This window comes from Lysinibacillus sp. NPDC086135 (assembly GCF_044746345.1).
GTDB lineage: Bacteria > Bacillota > Bacilli > Bacillales_A > Planococcaceae > Lysinibacillus.
The window spans coordinates 44,890-69,643 of the sequence record NZ_JBIVCA010000024.1; the positions used below are offsets into that span (position 1 = coordinate 44,890).

Below are 24,754 nucleotides of genomic sequence, written 5' to 3' on the forward strand. Positions count from 1 at the left end.
TAAGGTCTATAAAGCTCGTAAAATAGCTCTCGTGATAATGTTCACGCCGGTAATAAGCCGCTCTCGATTAAAGGTCATGTTCGGATGATGTAATCCTGGTATTACACCACAGCCTAAGCCTAGCATTGTTGCTTTCAGGTTCGGACGTTCATACGTATAAAAATGAAAATCCTCTCCTCCAGGAGTGACGACTGATGAAGCACATGCTTTTTCACCAACTACGTCAACTATCGCTGCTTTCATATGTTGTAATGCCTCATCATTCACTAATGCTGCAACAATATGTGCATCTACATGTAAGGAAATTTTTGCACCATACATCACTTCTATCGATGCTTTTACACGTTCAATACCATCCGTGAGAGTTTGCATTACTTCATTTGTTTGTGCTCGTGCATCGATGCTAAATGTTGCTTTCCCCGGAATAATATTCGTCGAGGTTCCTCCTGCATTAAATTGTGTCATTTTGACTGAAGCAGAGACATTGGGGTCTGTCCAGAGCTTTTGTAAACCTTCGACAAATGCAGCCCCTACTTCAATTGCATTAATGCCGAGTTCAGGTCGTGCGCCATGAGCCTCTTCCCCAAGAATTGTCCCAGTAAAAAGCTTTGCAGCACCGTGGTACAATGCTGGAGCATACGTCCCGTCCCTTAATTCTTTTAACGGACGAACATGGACACCAAATAAGTATTCTAAATGATCGATAAGCCCCTTCTCGACGAATGTGCGAGCGCCCTGTGCCTTTTCTTCAGCAGGCTGAAAAAGAATACGTACTGCGCCTGGGAGTAAATGCTCCATATCCTTTAACACGAGTGCCGTCCCAATAGCCATCGTCATGTGACCGTCATGGCCACAAGAATGATTAGCCTTAAATTCACCATCTACTTCCTGCCATAGAGCATCAATATCCGTACGAAATCCGACTCTCGGTATTCCTTCACCAATATCTACATACAATCCCGTCATATCCTCAAACAATTGAGGCTCCATCTGTGCCTCCTTCAATAAACCGGCGATGTATTGCGTTGTCTTCTTTTCTTGCCAGCTAATTTCCGGATGCTCATGTAAATATGTAAAAATATCAGCCAATCTCGGCTGTAAGTTTTGTAAAATTTGATTCATTGTATTCAACTCCATCGATTTGCTAAAAAGCTATGTTGGAAATCATCATATTTTACGCGTTGATTTTCATAATAGTCGTGATTTTGTGTAGTCATACCTGCAATTAGTGTATTTAAAAATGAAATCAGTGCTGGCATTGCATCAATCGTAGACATTTCTTGTTGTTCATTCACTAAGGTAATCGTCGCATATTGCGTGATAGGTGCAATTTTAGAATCTGTAATACCAATAATCTCGCAATTTTTTTCTTGAATTTCGGCTGCAAATTGAATCGGTTCTTTAAAATAACGATGAAACGATAAAATAATGACCACACTATCCTCATCAATTTCTTGTAAAGCTCTAATGATTTCACTAGTTTCAAAATCTAAAAGCACTACGTTAGGACGTAGTATATTTAACGTAAAACACAACCATTGTGCCGCTAAATGGGAGGACCCATTCCCGACAATATAAATTTTTTTCTTCGTATGCAGCAGAATGGAAGCACGATTAAAATCTTCCTCGTTGATGTTCTTCGCAACATTTAAAATACTCGCTGCATCCTTTTCCATCGTTTTTTCATAAAAACGCGGGGTCTCAAAAAGTGCCTGCTTTGATTGCAAATAATTGTGTAAGCTACTAGTATTTCCTTCATTGAATAACTGCATCGTAATCTCACGCTGCAGCTCAGCATAACCCGATAATCCGATAGCGTAGCAAAAGCGGATAACCGTCGTTTCACTTACCCCTGCCTTCTCCCCCACATATGCGGCTGAATGAACACCAACAGTCTGCAAATTTTTGAGGATGAAGATCGCTACCTTTTGCTGACTCTTTGAAAGCTCCTGATATTTATGTTGAATGACTTGTTGAATTGTTTGATTATCCATCAAAGAAGTTCATCCTTCTCATTTTATTTTTTGAAGCTCAAACTGCATTTTCATGTTACATACAGTAGCATACTTATTTTCTTAACTCAATATATTTTCTGAAATTTCTGTTTATATTTAAAAAATAAAAATTTTGCAAGAACAAAGAACCATTCTGTGGCACCGGTTTCAATCTACGAAATGAACAACAAAGGTAGCTCATCTCCAAAAGTTGAATCATGTGAATAAGTTGATTGGAGTGGATACTGGGCGATTCCTTGGGATCAGCAAGAGAAACGAAGGCTAAAAGCATCACGTCCTGTGATAACGCCTTCGTGACCAACATCGTGTTGGCAAGGAAGTTTAAGGGTTATACATACTTCAGCTATTACTAACTATGTTACTATTAACAGTACAAGATAGTAAAAGGAGTTCAAAATATGGCGAAAAGTTTAGTTTTAGCAGAAAAACCTTCAGTGGCACGCGATATTGCAAATGTACTGAAATGTAACAAAAAGGGTAATGGATTCTTAGAAGGTGACAAATATATCGTCACATGGGCGCTGGGTCATTTAGTAACACTTGCCGACCCAGAAAGCTATGATGAGAAATATAAAAAGTGGGACTTAGCAGATTTACCGATGCTACCAGAACGTTTAAAACTCACAACGATTAAGCAAACAAGTAAACAATATAATGCTGTTAAATCACAACTAATACGTGGTGATGTAAATGAAATCATAATAGCAACCGATGCTGGACGTGAAGGTGAGCTAGTAGCACGCTGGATTATTGAGCGTGCTAAAGTAAATAAACCAATTAAGCGCTTGTGGATTTCTTCTGTAACGGATAAAGCAATCAAAGAAGGCTTTGCAAATTTAAAACCAGGTAAAGCATATGAAAACCTTTATTTTTCAGCTATAGCGCGTTCTGAAGCTGACTGGTATATCGGACTTAATGCGACTAGAGCGTTAACGACTAAACATAATGCACAGCTAAATTGTGGACGCGTTCAAACACCAGTTGTAGCAATGGTAGCAGCACGCGAAGATGAAATTAAGAATTTCAAAGCGCAAACATATTATGGTATTGAAGCAAAAACATCGGAATTAAAATTAACATGGCAAGATGCAAACGGTAATTCTCGTAGCTTTAATAAAGAGAAAGTCGATGCCATTGTAAATACTTTAGATAGGCAAAATGCAAAAGTAATTGAGATAGAACGTAAACCGAAGAAATCTTTTTCTCCAGGTCTATACGATTTGACTGAATTACAACGAGATGCCAATAAAATGTTTGGCTACTCAGCGAAAGAAACATTAAATATTATGCAAAAGTTATACGAGTCGCATAAGGTGCTTACTTATCCTCGTACAGATTCACGCTATTTATCTTCTGACATCGTTAGCACGCTTCCAGAAAGATTAAAGGCATGTGGTGTAGGAGAATATCGTTCTTTAGCAAATAAGGTGCTTACAAAGTCTATTAAAGCGAATAAATCGTTTGTAGATGACAGTAAAGTATCAGATCACCATGCAATTATTCCAACAGAGGAATATGTTAACTTTGCAAACTTTAACGATAAAGAGCGAAAAATTTATGATTTAGTTGTAAAACGTTTCTTAGCCGTTCTATTCCCAGTACATGAATTTGAGCAATTAACAGTGCAAGCTAAAATCGGCAATGAAAAATTTATCGCACGTGGTAAAACGGTAATTACTGCTGGTTGGAAAGAAGTTTATTCAAATCGTTTTGAGGATGAGGAAACGAACGAAGATGTAAAAGAGCAATTACTTCCTCGTCTAGAAAAAGGACAGGAGTTAAAGGTGAATTTAATTTCACAAACTTCTGGCCAAACAAAGCCACCTGCTAGATTTAACGAAGCTACTCTTTTATCAGCAATGGAGAACCCTACAAAATATTTGAACACGCAAGATAAACAGCTTGCAGATACATTAAAATCAACGGGTGGACTAGGTACAGTAGCAACGCGCGCTGATATTATTGATAAATTATTTAATTCATTCTTACTTGAAAAACGTGGGAAGGATATTCATATCACGTCTAAAGGTAGTCAGTTACTGGATTTAGTTCCGAACGAATTAAAGTCACCTGAGACAACAGCTGAATGGGAGCAAAAATTAGAGTTAATTGCCAAAGGAAAGTTAAAGAAAGAAACGTTTATCAATGAAATGAAGCAGCATACGAAAGAAATCGTAGCGGATATTAAAAATAGTGATAAGAAATTCAAGCACGACAATATCTCAACAAAGACTTGTCCCGATTGCGGTAAACCGATGCTTGAAGTGAACGGTAAAAAAGGCAAAATGCTTGTGTGCCAAGACCGTGAATGTGGTCACCGTAAAAACGTAGCACGTGTCACGAATGCCCGTTGTCCACAATGTAAGAAAAAGCTGGAGCTACGTGGTGAAGGCGATGGACAAATTTTTGTATGTAAATGCGGTCATCGTGAAAAATTATCTGCTTTTGAAGCACGCCGTAAAAAAGAAGGAAGCGGTAAAGTGGATAAACGTAGTGTACAGAAGTATATGAAGCAACAAGAAAAAGAGGCGGAGCCGATTAATAATGCATTTGCGGATTTATTAAAAGGTATGAAATTTGATTAATTTTAAAACAAAGTATAAAGAGGTCCCGCATTAGCGAGGCCTCTTTTAATCTTCATGGTTCATTTTGATCAGCATATTGATTTAAGCCACGTTTTTCTAGTTCTTTAACAAATATTGACCGTAGAGGCACATTACTCATATAAGGTTTTGGTCCAGTAGATAGTCCATCTCCTAGTACTGTTGATGCTCCACACCAGCAATTAGTAAGGCCTACAAGTAAATAAATCTTCGTAAACGTTAATATAGACTAGTGTCTAACTTGGGGAAATGATACGTACTATGAATGTGACAGTACCCCCTGCTCAAATAAAAGTTTACCCTCGCTAATACCAATAATCGTTACCCCTCCGTTAAATAAAATCAAAGTGTGTATTTAATTAATATCAACAGAAATTTAATAGACAAAATAAATTATATTGTGTAATTATATTGTTTATCGGATTAATTAATTTAAAAAAATCACGTATTTTGCATGAATAGCAATATGCGTGATTTTTTTATTATTTAAATTTCATATTATCAATTTATGTATGTTTAAACATTTAGAACATCTTTAATTTCATTGGTATGTAAGGAAATATAATATATTCAAAGAATCATTTGATTGATTATTAACTACCAATTAAGTCCCAAATAGAACTGATAATAGTTCCGACATTTACTGTAAAGACCTTTATTCCTAGCAACATCGTCATCTCCTCCTTTCATCTTACTATATATATTATTGGTTTTTTATACATTTTTTGTTAAAATGTAAACAAAAGTTAACATCTTAAAGTTGGAGGAAGTAGTACAAATGAAAATTGGAGAATTAATTAGAGAGTTACGGCTACAAAAAAACGTCCGTTCTAATGTTCTATACAAAAATTTACTGAGTAGACCAGCCATAGTAAAATTTGAACGAGGAGAAAGCGATACGACAGCAGAAAAATTTTTAAAAATGTTAGATTACTTAAATATCACGCTAGAAGAATTTAGTATCATATACAATGATGAGGAAAATAAGGACTTAGATTATACGAGGAAGTATGTTGAAGCTTTCTATAACCAAGATGTAGATGCTTTATACTTAATTGTTGAACAAGTTGAAAATGAATATAAATTAACGCACAACCTAAAGTTTTTACATTTTCGATCCTTGATATTGTTGTTGGTTGATGATCTTCTAGGAACAAAAGAACATACTAAAGAAATAGAATTACTCCAAAAATACTTAATGAATTGTGAAAGCTGGGGTTATTATGAAATCACTTTGTTTGCAAATAGTTTAAGTTTTTACTCAATAGAATTAATTGATCTTGTTTATGATCGTACAAAAAAAACATTACAGCGCTATCAAAATCTTACGAGATACCGTAATGAAATTGCTTTAATAATTTTCAATATTTTAGAAAAAAAAATTACGTGTAAGGATATAGATGGGGCTAAAAAATACCTTGCTGAATTAGAGAAAGTAAAAGTAAGTGTTATAGATAATATGTACATGCAAACAATGATTAAATTTTTCTCTGCATTAATCTCTCTTATAGATGGAGATACGTCAAAGAACAAAACAATACTGGAAATTATAAATGTATTTACTTTACTGGAACTAAAGCTTAAATCCACACAATGCCTTGAGCTTTATGAAAAAGTACAGGAAATTTATAATTTAAAATTCAAAGAGGACACCTATTCTCAATAAGGTTCCCTCTATCTTGCCTTGTTTCTTTGTCTCCTAAAAAGGGCATACAATATCCCATTAAGTAATAAAGGCTATATTTTAGGCATTTGAGAAAGCGTCGATATTTCGACTTGATATTATAACTTATGAGTCAAACTTTTTCTCCTGTTTTTAGGAAAGTCCATTTACTCAATACATATTACATCTTGACTAGGTTCGTTTTCACCCGAAAGCACTTCTTTAAAATTGTACCATCCCTATAAACTTTCACTTAGTATGCCAGCAATTCTTGATCATAAACCTATGTGTAAGAAGAGTAGCATTTTTAAATATCTTCTTTCAACAATTTGATATATAGAGACAATTATGGGAATTAGAGAAATCTTTTAACCATAATTTCTTTGCGTAATCGTAAAGTCAGATTGTATGACAGTTACTTAGACAAGGATTCTTATAATTCCTGATGAAGGAGTTTCGAGCAAGCTGTACTATACTCTTGTTTATAACCCGTTAAAAGTTCCTATTTTGATTCATCAGCTACTTTATATTTTGATAAATATTCTGACAGAACTTCATGGGTGTCATTTTCGGAATCTACGGTAAAGGCAACTATCTTATAATCTTGAATATTTAGTAAACCTTGGACTTCAGCCATATTACATGACATAGGCGGACAAACTGTGTTACAGTTCGTAAAAACAAATATATCCAACTAGGTTTCCCCTTTTAAATTTTCTAACGCTACACTTTCATTATTTTGATTAAAATAGATGCAATCATCTACTAGTTAAATTGATAATTACTACACTCTGACAAAACTATAACAACTCTATTAAACAAATAGGTTTTTTATCTTCAATATCTTTCCCTCCAATAACAACGTTTATTGGTATTTCCTCCTTCCCTTCTTTAAAGAAGATTTCAATTTCAATTAAAATTCCCAGGATCAAGTATCATTTATAATTTCAGACTGTATTCCCTCAAAATATATCAAGTTAACAATTGTTTACATTTTTAATAAATTAAAGGATATGCATTTATTATTAATTTGTAAGTAATTCAAAACCTCTAAAGTTCCAAATACATACAGTTTATTTGTACATTAAGAATTCAAGTTTTAGTTGAGGTGGTTGAAGTACTTATACAAATATCATAAAAGGAGTAGTTAGAAATGAAAAAAATTTTTGCGACACTATTGACTGTTACAGCTTTACTTTCTCCAACAGCTTTTAGCACTCAAGAAGCCCTAGCAGCTGCGCCGTATAAAGATAGTGTTACTTTGACAACGGGTTTACCAAGCATTTCGACAGTACGTGTAAAAAATAATGGTGTTTTGGCATACAATGTTGTAAATACAGGCTTTCAAAAAGTGAGCTTCCAAATTTTTGATAATGGTGAACCACTTTTTCCTGAACGTAGATATCTAGATCCAGGCAAAAGAGATGCTACATCATTAGGTGGAGTGTCGCCAAATAGGGAATATTCACTACGTATCTATTGTGAAAGTAGTACAGGTAAAGGATGTACTGCTGGTGCATCACTTAATGGTAACCCTTAAGAATAAATAAATTCTTTTATCAAGTATAGAAAAATTCCACTTACTAGCAGATTTTATGAGCTCGTCTCTATGAAACAGCGAGATATACAGTTCATTTGTCTATTAGAAATTCAAGTGTTAGTTGGTGGATAATTGAAATACTTATAGAATCGGAAAAGGAGTAATTTGAAATGAAAAAATTATTAGCAACACTATTGACAGCTACAGCTTTACTTTCTCCAATAGCTTTTGACAATCAAAAAGCCCTAGCAGCCGCGCCGTATAAAGATAGCGTTACTTTGACAACGGGTTTACCAAGTATTTCGACAGTACGTGTAAAAAATAATGGTCTATTGCAATACAATGTTGTAAATACAGGCCGAGAAAAAGTAAGTTTCCGAATTTTCGAAAATGGTGAACCACTTGCAGGATATATTTATCTAAATCCAGGTGAAAGAAATACTTCAACATTAGGTGGAGTGTCGTCAAGTAAGGAATATTCACTACGTGTATATTGTGAAAGTAGTTCAGGTACAGGATGCACTGCTGGCGCTTCGCTTAATGGTAACTAACACTTACTAAAAGAAGTTAAAAGCAGAAATTATTTAGAGCCCTCTACTTAGTCACCTTAATAGTCATTATCGATCAATATAAAGAGCAAATTCACCTTAATTGTGAATTTGCTCTTTTTCTATGCTTCAAATAAAAATATCGAAAATTGACTGCATACTCAAACTCTTAAAACATATGTTGAGTTAACAGAATGTTCACAAATTAGAAAGGGGATGAATGAATGGATGCTCAAACTTTCAGACCTCGGAATGTGATTTTTATGACAATTGTTGTTTTTGTATCGATGTTAATTGGTTACGGTATATATATTAATTTTATTGATGTTCCTTTTCCATGACAGCCTTATTTCTTTAACTGACTTAACAAGAACTTTCGGTTGTCTAGTATGCGCTGATCTTTTGGCTTAAATTTACGTGCTTCTTCATTATGCTGATATGCATTTTCATAGAGACGCAAGCGATTGTATAACAAGCTTAGCTGTAAATGTGGAAGCCATGTGGAATAAGCGTGCTTGTGTATAGCCATTGTCTGCTCTATAGGTTGCTGTAATGCTTGTGAATACCAGTAAATAGCTTCTTTATTTTTCGATTGCTCCATAAAAAAATGACCGATTCGACAGCATGTTTCTGGTCTTGGTCGATCATATAATAATGACTGTATAATAGTTTGTGTTGCTTGTTTTGAATCATGTAGCTGTTGGTAGCAATCCGCTAAGTTTAAGCAAGCTTGAATTTGATCATCAGCAGAGCCTTTTGTGGAATCTAGGAAAATATTATAATGATTGATTGCTTCTAAAAATCGCTGGTGAAATTTAAGCTCATTTGCGTAATGAAAAGTTTCTCTAGCTGAAAATGGGTGCCCTTCTTTCTTTAAACGCTCATAAATAGTAATATTGCGATGGATATCACTTTTTCTTGGTAAATGTGTGATTGCTATATCGCTATGAAAGAGCTGGCCTGTTACATCTAAATATTCATGGACGGCGCCCTGCCACTGAAAATTATGCGCACGTTTTACGAGACGAAATCTTTTTTCACTTGATTCTACATAGCCATCAGCATCCAGCGTTACATAATAATCCATGGAAACAGCATCGACATTAGGATGAAAAAGAGATTGTTTAAGTTGTAGGAACTTTTGCTGATGTTCTGTTGTGATCACGTCATCAGCATCCAGCCATAAAATAAAATCTTTCGTCGCTTGTTGAAAAGAAAAGTTACGAGCTTTGGCAAAGTCATCGCACCAGGTAAAGTCGAAAATTCGTGAGGTATAGTTCCGGACGATATTTTTTGTACGATCAGTTGAGCCTGTATCAATAATATTGATTTCATCCACTAAATGTTGAACGGAGTCTAGGCATCTTTCAATAGTACATTCTTCATTTTTAACAATCATACATAAACTAATCGTAAACATCGGTCCCCTCCTTTTTTTGTAATAATATATGCAAGCTTAAAAATTTAACGAGGCTATTTACCATTTTATCTCCTAACTTTTTGTTTTTATCGCCCAACTTTTATAATTTATCACCCAACTCTTCCATCAAAAAAAACGAACGCTGCACACGTTCGTTTTTTGTCTTATAAGTACTTTTCACGCCACTTTAGTTGTTCTTTTTCTGTGAGCTGTTGTTCTAGGTGTGAATCCCATTGATTTAAGAATGCATTCCAAACTCGGACGAACAAAATATCTTGTTCTTTATCGTGAAGGACAAATTCAAGGCATGGGATATCATTGATTTGTTTAGCGTCTGTTTCAACAATTTTTGAAATTATTTTTTGAGAGGCCCCAGCTCCAGCTTCAGCTTTTTCTTCATCCTCTTGCTGTAGCGCTTCTATTAACATTGCTTCTTCGAATTGCTCCTGCTTCTCAGCCTCTTCATCCACATAGCGATATAATTCTGGTAGGTCATCATATTCTTCTATATTGTCCTCGTCGACAGCAAGAAATGCAAGATGGCATGGGCTATAGTAAAGGTTAGCCATTTCGACATCTAGCTCCTCTTCGAAGATGCCACGTTCCAGCTGCTGCTGTCCTTTAGCGGTTAATCTATAGAAGTCTTCCGTTTGCTCAATAAGACTTACTCGGGACATTAACGATACTAAATCCTCAATAAATAACGGATCAACTAGTAATAGCTCACTTAATTCTTGTGCGTTTGCAAAATCCGCTTCCTGTATGCTCATTAACAGCATTGTCATCAAGACATCCATAGTAGAACGACGAACTGGCTCATAGGTTACTTCTACTGTTCGAATCGGGATGCACCATTCATCGGTTTTGACCATTTTAATATTTCGATTTTGCTGAATTTCACGCATTAAGCGCTGCTGTAATTTTGACAATCTACATCACCTGTCCTTCATGATTACGCAAGCCGTTATAGGATTTCACGGTCTCTAACAGATTGCTATACATCTCTCGTGTATCTGGATGCTTCGCACGTTTGGCAAACATCTCAGCACTTCCGACAAGTAATAATAGTTCTCGAGCACGAGATAAGGCAACGTTTAAACGACGATAATCTCTTGCAAAGCCAACGTCTCCCCCTTTAGGCGTATTACGTACCATACTAACTAATATGACGTCCATCTCCATACCTTGGAACTTATCAACTGTCCCGGTTCTAAATTGAAGATGTGGTAGCTGTAATTCCTGTTGTAGAAGGCGATTAATTTTCTTAACTTGCTCCCCATAGAAACTAATTACCCCAACACTTTTTTGTGCATCTTGAGGTATGTGGCCAGCAGTTTTAGCTTCAATAACAGCCTTGTTCATATCTATTAAAATACGACGAATTGTTTGTAGTTCACCCTCATTATAACGACTCGTTCCGCCCTTTACCTGCTCCTCTAGATAAGGTTTTTCAGTTGGAATATCAACCCATAGCAAATGATCATCTCGGTTCACAAATTGTCCTTCTAGGCAATGGTCTCGTGCTGCATCCGAATCTGGTAAACCACATTGCAGACCATTTTCCTCTTTCGCGTAAAACGGTGTAATACTGTGCATAATTTTTTCATGCATTCGATACTGCAATGCCAGCATTTGCTTATGTGTTTGCGGTAAATTATTGAATAAACGTTCAAACAGTGATTCACGCAGTAAATTTTTTAACTCCTGTGCGCCGTCAAAGTTTGGATTTTCATCGAGCATTGCTTTTAATGTTTCTTCCAACGTATCGTCTCCAAGTAGTGGAGGTAGCTGATGATGATCGCCTACTAAAATAACTTTCTTACCCTTAAGCATTGGCAATAATAGCTCTGGTGGTGTTGCCTTTGAAACTTCATCAATAATAACAACATCAAATGTCGGGTAGTTCTCCATAAACTCCTTACTTGCCGAAGCAACGCATGTTGTACCGATAACATTCGCATGACGCACATATAATTTACGAATTTCATCTAAATCATATTCAGTAGCATTTTGTAGCTTGTCACGCCATTGCTCTTGTAACTTTTTTCGAAGAGGTAGTTGCTGTTCCTTGCGCTGTAATTCCACTATTGCTGTTTTCGAGGATGCCATTGCTTTCACTACTTCCTCGGAAGTGCGCTCTGGTGTTGATTGTAGAAGCTTTGTGCATGCTGTGAGCTGCTTCTCCTTCTTCAATCCAGCTATATTAATTTCTTTTATATTTTCTTCTAATTGTGTTAGCTGTAGTTCAATCTCTTGTAAGCTAGTCTGCGCTGTTTGAAGTGCCGCTTTCTTTGGTAGGAGCTGTGTATTAGCATGCTCCACTGCCTCAAGTTGTTGACGTGCTGTTTGAAGAGAAGATTTCGATTGTGACACGAGCATTTTTAAATGTTCTACAGACTCTTCTGGCTCAGCATCAATTTGGAATGCCTCAGCTAACTGCTGAAGTCGTTCTGTATGCTGTAAAAATGGCTGCAATTGTCGTTGCAAGCTTTGAACGTCAAAGCTAGTAATCGCGCATTCTTGATGTAATAGGCCTCCAATACCTTTACGCAAGGACTCAAACTCCCGATCTTTATGATCTTGTTGTTGCTTAAGAGCTACACCCTTTTGCCAGACAAAATCACGACGCATATATAATCCGAGCAAGAAATGCTCAATTTGCTCGGCAGGTGGTGTTTGATCATCTTGAAAGGCTGTATTGAGCTGTGCAAAAACACCTGTTAAATTTTGCAGCGAAAACGATTGAACTTGCTGCACTCTACTTTTAGCAAGGGCACGTTCTTTTTCTTCATCGGATACTAACGATTCAAGCTTTGCGATCGCTTTTTGTAGACGTGAATTGATAGTTGCCCATGCGTCTAAATCTTTAGCATCCTCTAAATGCTGTAAACGACTGATTTGCTGTGACAGCACATAAGATGGGCGAATTTGATAATGCTGTAAAAATCGTTCAATTCGCTCATAGGACGTTAAATTACTGATATATTGTTCGGCTTCCTTCATTAACCGAAGACGATTATTTTCCTCTTCATATTTCAATTGGATATCTTTGAACTGCAGTGCTAGATGCTGCTTTTGCTCTTGCAGCTCCTTATATTGAGCAGATGCTTCCAATTGCTCAATTTTTTGAGTAGTTTCTTCTATAGTAAGCTTCAGCTGTTCGATAGACGGACTTTCAGCAAGAGTCTGCTCAAGCATCTTTACAGCAGGCTCGATTTGCACCAGCTGTTTTTCGTAATGCTCTTTATGTGCCTCGTTCTCCTGCTGTCCAGCTTTTGCAGCCTTTAATTCTTTCTTTAACGCTTGTATTTCCTGCTGTAAAATTGGCTCGTCAATTGCGGCCTGCTCTTTTGCAGCTATTTCCTTTGTTAACTCCTCAAGCCACGCCTCAAGCTTTTCTAGCTCTTCCTCAGCCTTGATAATACTTGATTTTAGTTCTTGCTCACGTTCTGTAAAAGCTGTTATTTCCTCTTCAATCGCTACAAGAGTTTGCTCACGCCAATGAAGCGCAACATTTTCCTCAATAAACTTTTTACCCTCTTCTTCTATGCTTTCCGTTCTACCGTAACGTAAAATTCGAATTTCTTGATTGGAAAGAAGTCGTCCTAAAGCATTATCCACGGCGAGATTTGATTGAGAAGCTACGAGTGTTTTTAAGCCCGCCTTAACATTTTGCTGACAAATTTCAGAAATAACAGTTGTCTTACCTGTGCCAGGAGGTCCTTGAATCACATACAAATCTTCAACAGACAATGCTCCTAAAACAGCCCGCCTTTGATATTCGTTTAAATTATTGTGAAAAACAATATCCTCTTGAAGCTTGGAAGCTCGTACAGTTGGGCGTTTTTCAAATAGTATTGTCTCTAAATTAGGGTTAACTGCCTCGCCTTTTTCTAGCTTTGTAAAACCATTGCGTAATCGTCTAATTTGACTCAATGTCGCAAAATTACTAAAGCTCGCTTGCTTTGAACGAAGGTTAAGTTGATCTTTACGTGCTAAATCCTGCACAAAAGGCTTTAAGTCAATTTCTATTGTCTGCTTCCCTGCATTAGCCTTCAATACTTGTCCAATTTCACCGCGTACCCCTTGAATGCTCACACTTAACCCTTCAAGCTTCTTCCATTCCTTCGATTTTATATAAGGGCAGACAATTGTCAGCCTAGTAAAATCTTCGTTAAAATAGCTTTGCTTAAACTCTGTATGAATATCATCAATGGTCGCATCGCGTTCTTGAATTTTTAAATAGCCTTCCCAGCTTGAGATACGCTTTTTCACATATTCTGTGCGTTCCTCGGCTATTGGTAGCTCTCTTATTTTTTTATGAAGATCAAGCGGAATCCCTGCTCCATTATTCGGTCTTGTGACAAGTTGTAATGCTGCCGGTAAACGACGGTTTGTATTAATTGGGCCTCGCATATGTACAAAACGAATATTTGTAGCTAATAATCCTTCAACCTTTAGCACACAATCCATAATGGCTGTTTTCTCCGCAAGGACGTCGGTTAACTTTTCATTTTGCTCCGCATTAAAATAAATCGATAAAAATGTTTCACCAACCGTTTTTGCTTTGCGCTTTTCGATATAGACGGTGATTGTTTTTTGTAAGGCAAAAAAGGCATGCTCGTTTGCTGAGCATTCCTCTACCGCTTCCTTCGCCTTATTAGTCAAAATTAGACTACAGCGTTGTTTTTCTAGTATAGCGATGTCCTGCATGAGCAGCCCTCCCTTCCGTTTCACTAAAATACTATTTTATCACATCGTAAAAGGATACTTGAAAAGAAAAATCCCCTGCACAGTGATTTCTTTCCACTGCACAAGGGATGCATTTTATTTTAATGTTGATCAATCGGTTCTTTCGGCAATGTTTTGCTCATTTCACAATACTGTACAAAAACACGAGCCAATTCACGTAAACGATTATGAACATCTTCGTCAACTATATTATTATTTGCATCAAAGTGAGATGTGTGTGTGTATACATAGTTCGGAGTTACAAGTGCACGGAAGTAATCTAAAATTGGTTTCAACTGATTTTCTACTACTAAATGGTGCTGATACGTACCACCATTTGCCACAATCGATACAGGCTTATAGCGCATTGTTTTCGGATGCAAGAAGTCAAATGCATTTTTTAAAACGCCTGGAATCGATGCTTGGAAAATTGGTGTAGCGATAATATACGCATCCGCTTCTTCGAACTTTTGAATCATTTCTTTCATGTCATCATTTAACGGTGAACCGTCTACAATTTGATGCTTATATTGACTAAAATGCATAATTTCTAACTCGAAACCTGCATCTAATTCTTTAATATATTGCTCCACTTGTTCTAAAATAGCACCAGTTTTACGACCAAACATTGTGCCATCAACGAGTAAAATTTTCATTTTCACTTTGCCTCCACATTCATTTCTACAATAATATTGTAACAAATGAAAAGAGGCACGGAAAGAATTGTAGTAGTTAAAACCGTAAATTCAGTCTTTAGGCGGAACGGAGTCTACACAAGAAATATGCTTTCGAAAAATTATTAAAATAATATTTCGCTCATAACGTGGGGATGATTTCCGTTCCGGCTGGGCGCTTTCGCGCAGATAAAACATCGCTGATCCCCAAAGAGTCGCCCAGTCTTCACTCCAATCAACTTGTCTGCATTGATTAAATTTCGGTAATAGACCTTTATTTATCCTCACGACGTTGGAATTTTACTTCTTTATCTACAACGGTTTCCTCTATCTTATATTTATCTCGATTAATAACGACTTCACGATTTACTTTATCTTCTTCATCGTTAGAACCTAATAAATTGTGCTTATTCCAATTAAATAATTGCTCTCTTGAAACATCATCATCCTGCGTTTCAGGGAAATCTAGCTTAGCCAATTCCTGTGATGGATAAATTGTAACTGACTGTTTATCACCATACAGCGCAATAACGATCATCGCCTTCGCAACTTGGGAAGCTTCTATAGCTCTTGAACGCTTTAATGGCCCAACTAATAATGGCTTTACTAATTTTAAAACTTTCTCTCCCGCCTTTTCACCAAAGCGAAATTCCTCTCTATCGCCAACCAATAGAGATGGGCGAATAATTGAAAGTCTCTGTAAGCCTAGCTCCATAAGATCATGTTCAAGCTTTCCTTTCACTCGATTATAGTAAAATGGAGAACTTTCATTTGCACCCATCGCCGTAATAACTAACATATGTGGGATTCCTCGATTTTTTGCTAATGAGGCAATCGTTAACGGGTATTCAAAATCAACTTTCTCAAATTCCTCACGTGATCCTGCCTTTTTTATTGTTGTTCCTAAACAACAATAAAGCTCATGTGCAAATTCGATATCTTTTTCCTCTAAAGCATCAAAATTACGAATTTTTACTTCTAGCTTTGGATGCGTAAATGCTAGCGCTCTTCGTGCAATAACCGTAACTGAAATGTATTCATCATTTTCACATAATTGTTTTACAAGAGAGGTACCTGTTAATCCAGTAGCCCCTACAACAATCGCTGCGCGCATTCCCATTGGTTGTACCCCCTTCTATGCTCATTTGCCCCAAAAGTTACTCTGCCGGAACGAAAGTTTTGCTGAAAAACTGCAACAATCCTATGTATCTTCTTGCAAACTCTACTTTATTTATCGGTCAAAGAAAGAGCTCTTACTCATTTAATTTTAGGTTTTTATCAATTATGCCTCGGTAAAATTGATTTAATAATCCTAATTTTTTACACATACTTGCCCATCATTCACCATAGTTTAAATAGACGGATGAAAGGATGGGATACATTTGCAAAACGAAATTCAAACAACGGAACTAAAAAAGACGATTGTTTTCATTATTGAAAGCTGTATCGATAAAGGGCTGTATCCTTTTGAACGGGTTGCAACGCTGGCAAAGCTACTTACAAATCAAGAAGTTTTCATATTTGTAAAGACCCCTTCAAACGATGGAATTCAAATTTTAATGAATGAAAATCTCTCGCCAATCTTATTTGAACATTTCGATGAGCTACCAAAGCAAATGAAAGGTATTCAGCCTGATTTAATTGTAAGAGATGGTCGTAACTCCGAAAGCTGGCAAATACAGAATTTACGACCGTTCTGCAAAATTATCATTCATTTTGATGATTTTGGTGAGGGTGGCCAAGCCTGTGACTGTGTATTGCTAGCACTCTATCAAGAAGTTAAAGATTATTTACCATCCCATTATATTGGGGGGAGTTTCAACTTCGCATTACCACAAGCTTTTCAGAAGTTTGATGATAGACCAGACAGTAAAATACCTGAAAATCCACCTCATATTGTTGTTGCTTTTGAGGATGGGGACGAGCATAACTTAACCTACCGTACTCTTCGACACTTAACGCAGCTACAAATTCCACTACAAATTACAGTGATGATTGATGAAAGCTATCGCCACGCAACCGATGATCTGCAAATGATGGTGCTTAGTCGTCGTAATACCGCCATTCTTCGTGATAAAAACGCACTCCTAAAACTATTACCAAAAGCAGATGTAATTATTTGCAATGCTAACTATACACCTTATAAAATCGCCTCTTATGGTGTACCTTGTATTACTCTTGCACAAACTGAGGCTGAGCTATTACATGCCTTCCCTCGCGAACAGAACGGCTTTATTCACCTTGGACTTGGTCGCAAAATGAAGCAATCACAAATCCAAAACGCTGTCATGGAGTTTTTATTACATGAGGCCCGAAGCGAACGAGCTGTAAAAAAACAACGACAGCTCAATCTAGCAAGTAATAATGAAGCACTACAGTCACTACTTTTAGATTTCGCTTACGATCGACACAATATCGCTTCTACTTAGTGATTCTTTGAAGGTGGATATGATACAATGTAGAAGAATTTCATCTTTAATTATAGAAGTGAATTCAAGCAACATTAGTACCCGATTGATAGTAACTAATAAGCGGTGGGGGATTAAAAAACCTCCATCGCTTTTACTTCTTTCAGCAGGTGTCCAAACACCCGCTGAAAGAAGTTAAAGCCTCCGGCGGATGTCACGGAATCGAACACAAAGCCGATTCCGGACACAATTATGCCGAGGCATAATTGATACGCATTCGTTATACAACTAAACACATAAAGGAGCAGTCATCATGCCATCAAAAAGTGATATTGAATATCAAATTAGAGAATTAAAAATGGATTATATGAATTTACAAGGCGACATCGAAAAGCTTGAATCTACAGGTCATAATGATCAAGTAGCAAAAGCAGAGCAACGTCTTGCAAATATGGAAGCAACGCTAGCGCAATTAAATAAACAATTAGCAGAACTATAAAAATGATATCGGCGGTCATAAAAAAACTTAGGCCGCTCTCTCGGAGGAACGTATATGGCAATATTAACAGTTGAAAATTTAGGTCATTCTTTCGGTGACCGCACGCTTTTTAAAGATGTCTCTTTTCGTCTAGTTGAAGGTGATCATATTGGTCTTGTAGGTGCAAACGGTGTTGGTAAATCAACATTAATGGGCATCATTACAGGCCAAACAATCCACGATACTGGTAAAGTTGAATGGCTTCCAGGAACGCATTACGGCTATTTAGATCAGCACACTGTATTGACAGCTGGCCGAACTATGCGTGATGCATTACGTGACGCATTTCTTCCTTTATATAAAAAAGAAGAAGAGCTTAATGAAATTACAGGAAAAATGGCTGAAGCAACACCTGAAGAATTAGAAGATTTACTAGAGCAAATGGCTGAAGTGCAAGATGCTCTGGACGCAGGAGATTTCTATTCTCTTGATATGAAAATTGAAGAGGTTGCACGCGGTCTTGGTCTTGATGCAATTGGCTTAGAACGTGATGTTGCTGCCCTTTCAGGTGGTCAACGTACAAAGGTTTTACTAGCTAAGCTATTACTTGAAAAACCAAAAGTTTTATTACTAGATGAGCCGACGAACTATCTAGATGAAGAGCATATTACATGGTTGAAAAACTATTTAAAGAACTATCCACATGCTTTCTTATTAATTTCGCATGATACCGAGTTTATGAACAACACGGTGGATGTTATCTTCCAACTAGAATTTTCAAAATTAACTCGCTATACAGCGACATATGAAAAGTTTTTAGAGCTTGCTGAAATCAATAAGCGCCAGCATATTGATGCTTATGAAAAACAACAGGAGTTCATTAAAAAACAAGAGGATTTCATTGCGAAAAATAAAGCTCGCTACTCAACTACTGGTCGTGCAAAATCTCGCGCCAAGCAACTTGACCGTTTAGAGCGTATCGATCGTCCTGAAACAGCTGTAAAGCCTGAATTCGGCTTTAAAGAGGCACGTTCTTCAAGTCGTTATGTAGTAGAGGCTGAAAACTTAGTCATTGGCTACGACAAGGATAAGCCGTTACTTCCTCCACTTACATTTGCTATTGAGCGTGGGGAAAAAATTGCTCTAGTTGGTATGAACGGTGTTGGTAAATCAACATTATTAAAAACAATGTTAGGCAAAATAAATCCGCTAGATGGAAAAGTAATTCGTGGTGACTATCTTTACCCATCATACTTCGAACAAGAAGTAAAAGCTGAAAAAATTACACCTATTGATGACGTATGGAATGCCTTCCCTTCTATGGAGCAAGCACAAGTACGTGCAGCATTAGCACGCTCAGGACTAAAAACGGAGCATATTACTCGCCCTCTTAATTCTTTATCTGGTGGTGAGCAAGCAAAGGTTCGTTTATGTAAGCTCATGATGGATGAAGCAAACTGGCTTCTATTTGACGAACCGACAAACCACTTGGATGTCGATGCAAAAGATGAGCTAAAACGTGCCATGAAAGAATTTAAAGGCACAATCATACTAGTAAGCCATGAACCTGATTTCTATGAAGGTTTAGCAACAAAGGTTTGGAATGTCCAAGACTGGTTTACTTCAGGACAACAAAGCTAGAAATATTATCAATATGGGCAGTTACCGCTGTGATTCATGGATCAAATCGGGACTGCCCTCTTTTTTGACTGGAAATCGAGTGTCGATTGTAGCAATTTGGTGGTTCTTTGAGCTACATGAGTGGTTTTTTGAGCTGTCTGATTAAGTTCCTCGGCCTACCTGAGCGGTTTCTTGGCAAATCCGATCTGCTCCCTGCCTACCAGAGCGGTTTCTTGGCAAACACGAGCGGTCCCCTGGCCTACCAGATCTGTTCCTTGTCCAACTAAATCTATTCTCTGACCTACCTGAGCAGTTCCCTTGCCCATTCAAGCCTGAAAACAGCCCTCTTCTCAGCACCGACATAAAAATTTATTTATCTATGCATAAAAACCTGCATTAAATCATAATAATAATCAGTGGATTAACAATATAACTATCTCCTTCAAATCAGACTATTTCTCTCTATATTAGAACAGCTCTCTTTTTTCTATGAGCTTCTATTATTAATTGAGTAAACTTACATCATTGTAAGCTGAATTCGCGAAACTTTTCGCTCTTTTGTGCGTATATTTTAGTGTAGTAGAAAAAATTCATTTCTGTTTAAAAATTTTCAAAAAACTATTGATTTATATATAGCTTACTAGTAAGATATATGTATAACCTAATTAACTTACTAATAAGATATATATTAAATATAATTCTAAAAAAGAAAGCGGGGAATGAAGAATGACAGTTACAATTTATTCACAAGCGAGCTGTTCTTCATCCAGAAAAGCATTAAAATGGTTAAAAGATCACAAAATCGAATATAAAGAAAAACGTATTACTTCACATCCACTAACACTTGCTGAATTTAAAGAAATTTTAAGCATGACAGAAGATGGAACAGACGAAATCATTGCAACTAACTCAAATGATTTTAAAAATTTAAATGTTGATATTGATCAGCTCTCTATCCAAGAGTTGTTTGCCATCATCCAAGCTCACCCAAGAATGTTACGAAGCCCAATCTTAATTGATGAAAAACGTATTCAAGTTGGGTACAATGAGATGGACATTCGCCGTTTTATTCCACGAAGAGTACGTGCTTATGAGTTAAACGCGATGACAAGATTGGCACAAGAAAGTTAAAACAGTTTTGGAGTTGACCTTATATGGATCAAGAAAAAGAAAGAGCCATTACCTCGTTGTTTGAAGTAGTATCTTCCATAGAGCGTAAGTGGGCAAACGAGTGGAATAATCATAATGTACTCGGCTTTTCAAAATCCCATATTTTAATTTTAGACTACTTATCGCAGGAGGGACCAAAACGCCCTTCTGCCATTGCTGATCGGTTAAAAGTGACGACAGGTGGTGTCACTGTTTTAACAAGTAAGCTCATTAATGCTGGCTTTATTGAAAAAACACAGCATGCAACGGATCGACGGGCATCCCAATTGAAAATTACTGCTGATGGCGAAAATATTTTAGAAGATTCCCGCCAGCAAGTTAGCGCAATTATACAAAATATGTTTGGTATGCTGTCAGCTGAGGAAGTACAAACATTACGTGATATTTTTGCAAAATTACTCAACGCTGAACCTAATCGACATGAGTAAACGCTTCATTTTCATACCGTAAAAAGTTAGACATGCAATCTAACTTTTTACGGTGTTTTTCTTTTTGGGCTAGTTTACGGTAATTCCCCCTTTCGCTTTATCAGCGGTGTCTGAGGTTTTGACGGAAATAACTCCCGGAGTGATGGATAGAACAGACAAAGTGACTTGACTAAAGTCTTGTGCCTAACGGTGGGATTTCGAGGTTTAGCAGGGTTTCTTGCTTGTTAGCGGCGAAACTTTATGGTTTAGCGGCGTTCTTTGCTTGGTTGGCGGCGCAACTCTATGGTTTAGCGGCGTTCTTTGCTTAGTTGGCGGCGCTATTCACAGTTTTAGCGGCGAATTCCAACATAAGCTGGAAAATTTAGAAAAAATAAAATCAGGGTTGAAAAACTTTGTATAGAATCTTACACAATATTAAAGATTTGACTCGGTTTACCGGCGTTTCTAGCACTGTTAGCAGCGATATTCGATGCTTTATCAACGATTCTTACTCTTCTATCAGCGATGTACGAGGATTTATCAGCGATTCTTACTCTTCTATCAGCGATGTCCCCCTTTATACCAACTTTTACCACCATCGATGTTCATCCTCCAGGCTATAAAAATCCATCAAAAAAAGATGCATCGCAAAATAATTTTGCAATGCATCTTTTCTTGGATTGGATTGGCCGGGCGAATACTTCCGTCTAAGTAATTATGCTAGTGCGACCAATGCATTTAGTTATGCTGGCAGCACAGACTCTACTATGGATGCATCGGCCATTAGCATTTCTTTTAAACGAGCTTTTGCACGGAATAAACGCGATTTCACAGTCCCAATTGAAACTTTCATAATTGAAGAGATTTCCGCAAGTGAAAATTGGTCTATGTAGAAATACCATAATGTTTTACGATAAATTGTATCTAATTGACCCATTTTATCCTGTACTAATTTAGTAACAATATCTTTTTCAATTTTTTCTTCTGTTGAAATGTCATTATTGGGAACCAAATCTAATATCGGTACGTCTAATGTTTCAGGTTGGTTCATCATGTATTTACTACGTCGTGTTTTTTTACGGTAGCGATCTCTAAATGTATTCATTGTAATTGTTGTTAGCCAAGCTTTAATATGCTCCACCTCGGCAACGCTATCCTCATAGCGCACAACTTTTACCCATACTTCTTGCATTAAATCTTCAGCTTCTACATTATTGCGAGTAAGTTTTAAACATAAATGGTATATGTAACGATTGTATTCCTCATATACGCCTTCTAATTTTTCATTCATCGTGTATTCCTCCGCTTCTTGTTCTTGCTTCTATACACATTCTCGCAAAATAATGTATTACACTCTATCGTATTGGCTTTCAATTACATTACAATCGTGTAAGCTTAAATGCTTTCACTTGTAATATTCGTAAATAATGTTTTATTACTATATTTATTATTCAGAGAAAAGCTTTATAACACGCCCTTCCCCCTTCTTTTTTATTGAATATACAATAGTATTCCCTTAAATTTCCCAGCGCGAAGGAAATCAGATTTTTCATACATTTTAAACACTTAATTCAGCAACCCCAATCGAAAGGCAGAAGCAACAACTTGAGTGCGGTTCTTTGCTTCATGGGCTTTTTCGTTCGGAAATTCGATAGTTCACCGGGTTCAGACCATTTTTTTCTAATCAAATTCAAAAAAATGTTATATGATAAATGAAATAATATAAAAAGGAGCTGGCTATTATGATCTTCTCACCATTATTTGAACACGATGTACCTGAAGTTATTCTCCCTTAACGGAGAATCATCATTTCTCCGTTAAGGACAGGCATTGTCTAGAGATAACGGAGGGGAAAAAATGAAAAAAACCTTATTAGGTTCCTTATATTTATCACTTGCTGCAAGCATTTGGGGCGGCATGTACGTAGTAGTAAAGGTAGTTGTCGATACCGTACCACCTTTAGAATTAGTATGGCTGCGCTATACGATTGCCATCATCGCTTTGTTCATCATTGGCACTATTACAAAGCAATCGTGGAAAATTGATAAGCGGGACTGGCTGTTAATTTTTATGATTGGGCTAATTGGAAATACGATTTCTATCGTTGCCCAAGAAATTGGTACTATGCTGTCTACTGCACAAATGGGCGCCATCATTACAGCAACGACACCGGCATTTATGGTTGTTTTTGCGCGATTCATTTTAAAAGAAAAAATCACTTTTAAAAAAGCTGTATCTATTATTTTAGCGACGTTTGGAGTCTATATGATCGTAGGTAATGCACATATCGATTTCTCCCATCAGTTAGGTGGGGTTGCTTTACTAATCGCTGCCCTAACCTGGTCACTGATGTCTGTCCTTATTAAACGGGTACCAGAGCAGTATTCACAAATCGTTGTCACTAGCTACGGAACACTTGTCGCTATCATGGTCTTAACACCTTTAGCCATTCCAAGACTAATAAAATTAGACTTACACGCTATGGCAGAACCATCCATCTGGGGTGGCCTACTCTACTTAGGCGTTATCTCTACAGCGTGTGGCTTTTTACTGTGGAATCGTGGATTACAGATGCTTAATGCCGCAAGTGGTGGTTTATTTTTCTTCTTTCAACCAATTGTCGGTACCTTCCTAGGATGGCTATTACTAGGTGAACAAATTGGCCTATCCTTTTGGGCTGGAACTGCATTAATCTTTAGTGGTGTACTATTGGTTATTCGTGAATAAACATACTAAAAGCTGAATGATCTCTCTCATTCAGCTTCTTTTATGTTGCTGAAGATCACTCTACTTTATTTCACATAACGTCGTAAGTGTTTTGCTGTATATGAGTTTTCTATATCCAATAAATCGATAGGATAACCTTCAAAAAGAACATTTCCTCCTAAGTTTCCACCCTCTATCCCCATATCCACGATCCATTGTGTTGGAACATAATTAATGTTTTCTTTTTACTTAAAAGTTTTTTAAACAACACTAATAAATTGTCAATGTCAGCTTCGTGCAACCCTGTACTCGGCTCGTCCAACACAATAAGGTCATTACTTGGATCGCCCAATATTCTTGCCATTTTTACCCTTTTTAAGCTCCCCACCCGAAAAGGTGTCTAAACTTTGACCTAAGTGTATATAACCTAAATTCGCCATAATTAAATTGGCCATAAACCTTTGAATACCTTGATCACTAAAAAATCCTAGCGTTGCAACCATTCCATACTTTTCGAAAACAGTTGTAGTAGAAGACATTTAAAAATCCCTTATCAACACAAAACTAAAAAGTCGAAATTTTTAAACAATATAATTATACTCGTTTGTAAATTAACACCTGTTAAGTGTATACCCAACTTGATTTTAAATCGAATCCAAAAAAATTATTCCTGACTCAGTCTCGTAATCCATTTGGGACGATAAAAAAATTTAGCTACATTGATTGACCCTCCCCTTAGAGGAAGCATTATATTTAAAACAGGGGGTGATT

21 protein-coding genes are annotated in these 24,754 nt (G+C 36.9%); 10 read left to right on the forward strand and 11 right to left on the reverse strand.

Features of this window, described 5'->3' with window-relative positions; translation table 11 throughout:
• Positions 1-6 precede the first annotated feature (6 nt).
• A complete protein-coding gene (locus tag ACIPKN_RS23430) occupies positions 7-1,122 on the reverse strand; it encodes a M20 peptidase aminoacylase family protein (RefSeq protein WP_400940792.1) in 1,116 nt (371 codons plus the stop codon).
• Between the two features lie 5 nt (positions 1,123-1,127).
• Complete coding sequence (locus tag ACIPKN_RS23435) at positions 1,128-1,994, reverse strand: MurR/RpiR family transcriptional regulator (protein ID WP_400940854.1); 867 nt, start codon at positions 1,992-1,994, stop codon at positions 1,128-1,130.
• A 419-nt stretch (positions 1,995-2,413) separates the two neighbouring features.
• Between ACIPKN_RS23435 and ACIPKN_RS23440 the strand changes: the two genes are divergently transcribed.
• Positions 2,414-4,600 carry a DNA topoisomerase III gene (locus ACIPKN_RS23440; protein WP_400940795.1) on the forward strand — a complete coding sequence of 729 codons (2,187 nt, stop codon included), beginning with the start codon at positions 2,414-2,416 and terminating at the stop codon, positions 4,598-4,600.
• Between the two features lie 796 nt (positions 4,601-5,396).
• The gene (locus tag ACIPKN_RS23445; protein WP_400940797.1) at positions 5,397-6,284 is read left to right on the forward strand and encodes a helix-turn-helix domain-containing protein; all 888 of its coding nucleotides are present in this window, start codon (positions 5,397-5,399) and stop codon (positions 6,282-6,284) included.
• A gap of 499 nt (positions 6,285-6,783) precedes the next feature.
• Here ACIPKN_RS23445 and ACIPKN_RS23450 read toward each other — a convergent pair whose 3' ends face one another.
• The gene (locus tag ACIPKN_RS23450; protein WP_400940799.1) at positions 6,784-6,975 is read right to left on the reverse strand and encodes an SCO family protein; all 192 of its coding nucleotides are present in this window, start codon (positions 6,973-6,975) and stop codon (positions 6,784-6,786) included.
• A 459-nt stretch (positions 6,976-7,434) separates the two neighbouring features.
• On the opposite strand from ACIPKN_RS23450, the gene ACIPKN_RS23455 reads away from it, so the two are divergent.
• Positions 7,435-7,821, forward strand: coding sequence for a hypothetical protein (locus tag ACIPKN_RS23455; protein WP_400940801.1), 387 nt, complete (start codon positions 7,435-7,437; stop codon positions 7,819-7,821).
• A gap of 170 nt (positions 7,822-7,991) precedes the next feature.
• Positions 7,992-8,372: a hypothetical protein gene (locus ACIPKN_RS23460; RefSeq protein WP_400940803.1), complete on the forward strand. Its 381-nt coding sequence runs from the start codon at positions 7,992-7,994 to the stop codon at positions 8,370-8,372.
• 343 nt (positions 8,373-8,715) lie between these two features.
• Here the strand turns inward: ACIPKN_RS23460 and ACIPKN_RS23465 are convergent, their stop codons facing one another.
• From ACIPKN_RS23465 to ACIPKN_RS23485, 5 genes are all read right to left on the reverse strand, one after another.
• Entirely contained in the window at positions 8,716-9,789 is a 1,074-nt protein-coding gene (locus ACIPKN_RS23465; protein ID WP_400940805.1) for a glycosyltransferase, read from the reverse strand.
• Positions 9,790-9,953: 164 nt separating this feature from the next.
• Entirely contained in the window at positions 9,954-10,718 is a 765-nt protein-coding gene (locus tag ACIPKN_RS23470) for a hypothetical protein (protein ID WP_400940807.1), read from the reverse strand.
• A gap of 1 nt (position 10,719) precedes the next feature.
• Positions 10,720-14,502 carry a DEAD/DEAH box helicase gene (locus ACIPKN_RS23475; RefSeq protein ID WP_400940810.1) on the reverse strand — a complete coding sequence of 1,261 codons (3,783 nt, stop codon included), beginning with the start codon at positions 14,500-14,502 and terminating at the stop codon, positions 10,720-10,722.
• A 119-nt stretch (positions 14,503-14,621) separates the two neighbouring features.
• Positions 14,622-15,176: an NADPH-dependent FMN reductase gene (locus ACIPKN_RS23480; protein ID WP_323654144.1), complete on the reverse strand. Its 555-nt coding sequence runs from the start codon at positions 15,174-15,176 to the stop codon at positions 14,622-14,624.
• A 292-nt stretch (positions 15,177-15,468) separates the two neighbouring features.
• Positions 15,469-16,314 (reverse strand): NAD(P)H-binding protein, encoded by an 846-nt coding sequence (locus tag ACIPKN_RS23485; protein ID WP_400940812.1) that lies wholly within the window; start codon positions 16,312-16,314, stop codon positions 15,469-15,471.
• A 262-nt stretch (positions 16,315-16,576) separates the two neighbouring features.
• Between ACIPKN_RS23485 and ACIPKN_RS23490 the strand changes: the two genes are divergently transcribed.
• The 5 genes from ACIPKN_RS23490 to ACIPKN_RS23510 all read left to right on the forward strand — a co-directional run bounded on the left by ACIPKN_RS23490 (position 16,577) and on the right by ACIPKN_RS23510 (position 21,298).
• A complete protein-coding gene (locus tag ACIPKN_RS23490; RefSeq protein WP_400940814.1) occupies positions 16,577-17,623 on the forward strand; it encodes a PseG/SpsG family protein in 1,047 nt (348 codons plus the stop codon).
• A gap of 292 nt (positions 17,624-17,915) precedes the next feature.
• Positions 17,916-18,101, forward strand: a complete 186-nt coding sequence (locus tag ACIPKN_RS23495; RefSeq protein ID WP_132360124.1) for an SE1832 family protein — start codon at positions 17,916-17,918, stop codon at positions 18,099-18,101.
• 54 nt (positions 18,102-18,155) lie between these two features.
• A complete protein-coding gene (locus tag ACIPKN_RS23500; RefSeq protein ID WP_400940818.1) occupies positions 18,156-19,721 on the forward strand; it encodes an ABC-F family ATP-binding cassette domain-containing protein in 1,566 nt (521 codons plus the stop codon).
• A gap of 705 nt (positions 19,722-20,426) precedes the next feature.
• Positions 20,427-20,831 carry a transcriptional regulator Spx gene (gene spx / locus ACIPKN_RS23505; RefSeq protein ID WP_053484570.1) on the forward strand — a complete coding sequence of 135 codons (405 nt, stop codon included), beginning with the start codon at positions 20,427-20,429 and terminating at the stop codon, positions 20,829-20,831.
• 23 nt (positions 20,832-20,854) lie between these two features.
• Positions 20,855-21,298, forward strand: coding sequence for a MarR family winged helix-turn-helix transcriptional regulator (locus ACIPKN_RS23510; protein WP_142509466.1), 444 nt, complete (start codon positions 20,855-20,857; stop codon positions 21,296-21,298).
• Between the two features lie 404 nt (positions 21,299-21,702).
• Here the strand turns inward: ACIPKN_RS23510 and ACIPKN_RS23515 are convergent, their stop codons facing one another.
• Both ACIPKN_RS23515 and ACIPKN_RS23520 read right to left on the reverse strand, forming a co-directional pair.
• Entirely contained in the window at positions 21,703-21,876 is a 174-nt protein-coding gene (locus ACIPKN_RS23515; protein WP_400940821.1) for a hypothetical protein, read from the reverse strand.
• A 143-nt stretch (positions 21,877-22,019) separates the two neighbouring features.
• Positions 22,020-22,568: an RNA polymerase sigma factor gene (locus tag ACIPKN_RS23520; RefSeq protein WP_132360114.1), complete on the reverse strand. Its 549-nt coding sequence runs from the start codon at positions 22,566-22,568 to the stop codon at positions 22,020-22,022.
• A 566-nt stretch (positions 22,569-23,134) separates the two neighbouring features.
• Here ACIPKN_RS23520 and ACIPKN_RS23525 point away from each other — a divergent pair.
• Positions 23,135-24,004, forward strand: coding sequence for a DMT family transporter (locus ACIPKN_RS23525; protein ID WP_400940824.1), 870 nt, complete (start codon positions 23,135-23,137; stop codon positions 24,002-24,004).
• 314 nt (positions 24,005-24,318) lie between these two features.
• On the opposite strand, the gene ACIPKN_RS23530 is transcribed toward ACIPKN_RS23525, so the two are convergent.
• On the reverse strand, positions 24,319-24,522 hold the full coding sequence (locus tag ACIPKN_RS23530) for a hypothetical protein (protein ID WP_400940827.1): 204 nt from the start codon (positions 24,520-24,522) through the stop codon (positions 24,319-24,321).
• Positions 24,523-24,754: the final 232 nt, after the last annotated feature.